This is a genomic window from uncultured Sulfuricurvum sp., from assembly GCF_937936435.1.
Taxonomy (GTDB): domain Bacteria; phylum Campylobacterota; class Campylobacteria; order Campylobacterales; family Sulfurimonadaceae; genus Sulfuricurvum.
Genome location: NZ_CALDDG010000109.1, coordinates 1 through 5,889 on the forward strand (window position 1 = coordinate 1; position 5,889 = coordinate 5,889).

At 48.4% G+C, this 5,889-nt stretch carries 3 protein-coding genes and 1 pseudogene; 3 read left to right on the top strand and 1 reads right to left on the bottom strand.

Annotated features, from left to right (window positions below):
* The coding region (locus Q0389_RS10305) for an NDP-sugar synthase (protein WP_298693951.1) at positions 1–1,047 on the bottom strand (1,047 nt) is incomplete at its 3' end.
* A gap of 230 nt (positions 1,048–1,277) precedes the next feature.
* Between Q0389_RS10305 and Q0389_RS10310 the strand changes: the two genes are divergently transcribed.
* The 3 genes and pseudogenes from Q0389_RS10310 to Q0389_RS10320 form a co-directional block, all read left to right on the top strand.
* Positions 1,278–3,161: a pyruvate kinase gene (locus Q0389_RS10310; protein ID WP_298693953.1), complete on the top strand. Its 1,884-nt coding sequence runs from the start codon at positions 1,278–1,280 to the stop codon at positions 3,159–3,161.
* Between the two features lie 75 nt (positions 3,162–3,236).
* Positions 3,237–5,324, top strand: a complete 2,088-nt coding sequence (pta, locus tag Q0389_RS10315; protein WP_298693956.1) for a phosphate acetyltransferase — start codon at positions 3,237–3,239, stop codon at positions 5,322–5,324.
* A pseudogene (locus Q0389_RS10320) lies at positions 5,321–5,889 on the top strand (acetate kinase); the annotation flags it as partial. The gene pta and the pseudogene Q0389_RS10320, both read left to right, overlap by 4 nt.

Genomic DNA, 5,889 nt, shown 5'->3' on the forward strand with positions numbered 1-5,889 from the left:
TCCGATCTCACACCCCTCGGCCAGGATCATCCCCGATTTCGCCGTGACGTTTTTCCCGATCTGATTATTGTTACAGATAACGCACCCGTCGAGCTTGGCATTTTTACCGATCGTCACGTCGTTCCAGATAACGGTATTACGGATCTTGCTTCCCGCGGCGATCGTGACATTATCACCTATGACGACATTGCTTAGTTTCGATCCCCGTTTTACCGTCACATCTTTGCCGATCACGACGATTCCGACGACATCGACGCTGTCATCCAGCCCGTTGTCCTCTTCGCAAATCAAAACCCCTTCAGGGTATTTCACCGCTTCGCCGCCGAGTTCAAACTTGATTTTTCCGCTGAGGATATCTTCGTATACGTCACGGTAACTCTCGGGGTTGCCGACGTCACGCCAATACCCCTGTGCATAACCCGCGATCAGATCGATCCCCTGGCGCATCAGCAGAGGAAAAAGATCTTTGGCAAAATCGAAATTCTCGTTTTTCGGAATATAATCGAGAATCTCGGGTTCGATGATATAGATACCGGTATTGATCGTATCGCTGAAAACTTCTCCCCAGCTCGGTTTTTCGAGAAACTTCTCGATTTTTCCCTCTTCGTTGGCGATAACGACGCCGAACTCCAACGGATTTTCAACCGACGTAAGAGTTATGGTGAGTTTGGAGTTTTTGGCTGTGTGATAGTCGAAAATCTGCTGGAAATCAAAATCGGTCACCAAATCGCCGCTGATGATGATAAAGTTCTCGTTGCCGATAAACTCCTGCGCTTTTTTGACGGCTCCGGCGGTACCGTAATCATCATCCGGAACGACATAGGTGATATTGATCCCCCATTTGCTTCCGTCTTTGAAATACTCTTTGATCACTTCAGGTTTAAAATATAAAAGGACAATGAATTCTGTAATCCCGAGATTTTTTAAACTCACAATCGTATGTTCCATCATCGGACGGTTCATGATCGGCAGCATCGGTTTGGGGATAGAATTGGTAAGAGGTTGTATTCGCGTTCCGAAACCGCCTGCCATTACTACAGCTTTCATCTAAACTCCTAGTCATAATCTCATGGTTCTACACGCAAATCTTGGTTCAAACATAAGCATACGTTCAATCCACAGTTCGATAGTATAGAATAATCTGAGTAAATTTTGTGCAATATAATGAATTAATCACTATTTTATCTCGATTAAATTACAATTGAGCATCTACACAGAGATGGTTTCAGCCCCTTTTCGTAACCGATACGTAATTTAAAAATACTTATAATGAATGATTGCGTAATATCATTAAACTTCATAAACGACAGGATTACCCTATGCTGGATCAGGCCTTGATGCACTCGGCGCTCGAAGATTTACAGACACTGCGATCCGAACTCCTCGCCGCGCGCGAAAATATGGATCAAAATCACCCGCACTATAAAAGCCTTCTGAATCTAAGACAATATCTTATTTTGCGCAGTCAAGACCTGACCCGGCTTCAAGAAAAACTGTTTATGCTCTCTCTTTCGTCGTTGGGACGCTCCTTTGCTCATGTCGCGGCAAGCATCGACACCCTTTATGATCAGTTGAATACCTCTTTGGGACAAGACGCGATCAGCGAAGAGCTGAGTCGGGAATTCCATCATCTCAGTATTGCCGAGGCGATGGAGATCGCGGCCCGCAATTCCCAAGCCCTCTTCGGTGGAAAATTCAGTACCGATTTGAGCCGCCAAACGACGGCAGTCATGGTAACTCTCCCCTCTCATGCGGCACAAAATGAAGGTGCCTTAATCCGACAGCTGGCACACAGCGGCGTTAATGTTTTCCGGATCAATACCGCCCACGACACCCCGGATGTTTGGCAGGCGATGGCCGATGTCATCGCCCAAATCAATACCGGACGCGAGCCGGAAGAAAAAATTAAAATTTTTGTCGATCTCGCAGGCCCGAAAATCCGTACGGGGGAAGTACGTCAATTACTCACTCCGTTGGCTATCGGAAGCAACAAACGGGAAAAAGAGATCCTCATCCGTCACACAGAAGAGATGACGAAGCCCGAGAGCGTCGATCCGGTATCGCTTAAAAATATTCCGGCACAGATTTCCATCAAAGAGAAACTCTATAACCTCATTACAATGGAATCCATTGTTTTGATCGTTGACGCAAACGGAAAAAATGCGTCTGTCCGAATTACCGAAATTACTCCGACAGGGATCAAAGGTTTTATCAGCCGAAAAGTCTTTATCGATCACACCTCAACGCTCTCCGTCGACGGGAAAAAAAGAAAAATCCGCCATATCGCTCCCCAAACCGATCCGATTCGTCTTTTCACCGGTGATGAGCTGATCATAACCGAGAAAGAAATTTTCGGACGATCCGCATTGCTTGATGAAGCGGGCAACGTCTTGGAACCTGCCGTTATACGGTGCAGTTTCGGGGGGATGCTCTCCGCAATCCAAACCGGAGAAAACATCTTTATTGATGACGGAAAAATCGCTCTCAAGGTTATCTCGAACGATGAAGATTCGGTAAGATGCCGCGTCATCAATGCCAAAAGTAACGGAACGCTTCTCAAAGCGGAGAAAGGGATTAATTTTCCCGATACCTATATCAAAACACCTGCCATCACCGATGCGGATCGCGAAAACGCTCTAAGCGTCCTAGGATTTGCCGACAGTCTCAGCATCTCGTTTTGCCAAAGTGCCGAAGATATCCGATCGATTCAAAAGCTCCTTTTGGAAAATGGACGCAACGACATCGGCATCATTGCCAAAATCGAAACCAAACAAGCCGTATCGGCAATGCCCGAAATTCTTAGTGCCCTTTTAGACTCCGAAAACAGCGGTGTAATGATCGCACGGGGTGATTTGGCGATTGAAGTGGGATTTGAAAATATGGCCTATATCCAAGAAGCCCTTTTGGACATCTGCGATGCCGCCCATCTCCCCGTCATTTGGGCGACACAGGTTTTAGAGAGCAAAATGAAAAGCAACCTCCCCAGCCGGGCGGAAGTAACCGATGCGGCAATGGCGGGACGGGCCGAGTGCGTCATGCTGAACAAAGGGGCCTTTGCCATCGACACTATCGACGTTCTAACCCGTATTTTGGATGATATGCACCGTATTTCAAAGAAAAACAAACAGCTTCTTCAACGCGAAACGTTGTGGAACATCTAAATCGGGACTGACAAACGCTTGGATAAAGGGCGTTATTTTAGTATGATGTAATCACCAAAAGTCGGGAGTATATTTATGGGTATCAAAAATCTCTATATTGCTTCTTTGGAATCCAATGCGGGATCGCTGCTCGTCTCGATGGGAATCATGCAGCTGCTCAAAAGCCGTATCGAAAAACTCGCTTTTTTTCGTCCGATTATCGAAGAGACATCCTCCGTCGATAACGACAGCCATTTTATGATTACCCATTTCCAACTCGATCAAAGAATAGAAGAGAGTTACGGGATGAAACTCTCCGAAGCCGAAACCCTTATCGCGGAGGGCAAAGAAAACGTAATGATCGAAAGATTGATTGCCCGCTACCGACGATTTGCAGATCAATACGATTTTGTTCTGATCGAGGGACTTAACCGTTCCGCATTCGACAAAGCACTCGAGCGCGATCCAAACCTCATCATTGCCAAAAATCTTCAGGCTCCCTTCATCAGCGTCATCAGCGGCAAAGAAAAAAGCTTTGATCAAATTGTGCACGAGATGACTCTTGAAGATACGGCTATTCTCCATGAACATGATGAGCATCTTGCCCTTTTTGTGAATCGTCTCGACGAACAAAATCTGATACGTCTGCGCACAGAGTATTCCCATACGAATCTACCTGCATTTTTTATCCCCGAAATCGACGAACTAAATATGCCTAGCGTCGGAGAAATCCAAGAAGCGCTGCGCTGCGAACACATTTTGGGCTCATCGTCCAGCCTTGAACGGATTGTCCGTCGCCCTAAAATCGCCGCCATGAATGCCGAACATCTCCTCGAACATCTCCAAGAGGGAGATTTCGTAATTGTCCCCGGAGATCGAGCGGATATCATCTTGACGGTTCTCGGCGCCAACTATGCGAAAAACTTCCCCTCGATTGCGGGGGTGCTGCTATGCGGAGGGCTCATCCCATCCCAGCCGTTTCTGGAACTGCTGCATGGGCTTGATTTTGACACGATCCCTGTTTTGAGCATCGAAACGGACACCTACGACACCATTGTACATATTGAGCAAGTCACCTCGACCATCCGTCCGCAATATCACCGCAAAATCGCTCTTGCGATGAGGGGATTTACGGATGCCGTCGACGAAACGGTACTTCTGGGACGCTTGAAAGCGCCTCAAAGTCCGGTGATGACACCTCAGATGTTTGAATACACTCTCTTCGAACGAGCACGAAAACGGCGACAGAGGATCGTTCTGCCCGAAAGCGGCGACGAGCGGATTTTACATGCCGCCGAAATCTTGTTACAGCGCAATGCCGTTGATCTGATCTTGCTCGGAGAGCGTGAAACGGTTCTTCACCATGCAATGAAACTCGGACTTGATCTTTCTAAAGCAACGATAATCAATCCTGCAGAATCGGAGTTGAACGAACGTTATATTACCGATGTGTATGCGATGCGTCGTCACAAAGGGATGACGATCAATGCGGCCAAAGACGCTCTCGCCCATCCTACCTACTTTGCGACGATGATGGTTCAGAGCGGCGATGCCGACGGTATGGTTTCAGGAGCGATCCATACGACGCAGGATACGATCCGCCCCGCCTTGCAGATTATCAAAACGACACCCGATATTTCTCTCGTATCGAGCCTCTTTTTCATGTGTCTGGACGCCAGAGTTCTGGTCTATGCCGATTGTGCCGTCAATCTGAATCCGAGCGCCGCAGAGCTTGCCGAGATCGCCATCGCATCGGCCAAAAGCGCATCGATGTTCGGAATCGAACCGCGCATCGCAATGCTCTCGTATTCGACCGGAAACTCAGGGCACGGCGACGACGTCGAAAAAGTCCGGCAGGCGACCCAAATCGTCAAACAACGCCGCCCAGACCTGATGATCGAGGGACCGATCCAGTATGACGCCGCCATAGACCCCGATGTCGCCCGTATCAAACTCCCAGACAGCCCTGTCGCCGGAAGAGCGACCGTCTTTATTTTTCCCGATCTCAATACCGGAAACAATACCTACAAGGCGGTACAGCGTTCTGCCGGAGCGATCGCTATCGGTCCGGTATTACAAGGGTTGAATAAACCGGTAAACGACCTCAGCCGCGGGTGTGAAATCCCCGATATCGTCAATACGGTATTGATCACGGCAATTCAGGCACAAGAGGAGAGTGTATGAGTATTTTGGTTATTAATGCAGGCAGTTCATCCATCAAATATACCCTATACAAAGCAATAACACTGACACCGATCACCCACGGGCTAATCGAAGAGATTACCGACCACCACGCCGGATTTCTCCTGCTCGAAGAGCAGCTTCGTCTTCACGGATACGATTTCAGTTCCATCGAAGCGATCGGTCACCGTGTCGTACACGGCGGGGAACATTTTAATGCTCCGGCGTTGATCGACGACGACGTCTTGTATGAGATCGTCTCATTTTCCGTTTTGGCTCCTTTGCACAATCCCGCTAATCTCGACGGTATCTATGCCGCACGTCAAATCGCGCCGCATGTGCCGCATATCGCCGTTTTTGACACCGCGTTTCACCAAAGCATGCCCCCTTATGCCTACCGCTATCCTCTGCCGAATAAACTCTATACCGACGACAAGGTACGCCGTTACGGCTTCCACGGAACCTCCTACCGCTACGTTTCCGCACAAGCGGCATTGCTCCTTGATCGTCCCCTTCAGACACTGAACCTGATAGCCTTTCATATCGGAAACGGGGTAAGTGCCTGTGC

What these genes read in the sequence shown, in the direction of transcription:
- pta (WP_298693956.1), top strand. Translation starts at nt 3,237, where the DNA reads ATGGGTATCAAAAATCTCTATATTGCTTCTTTGGAATCCAATGCGGGA.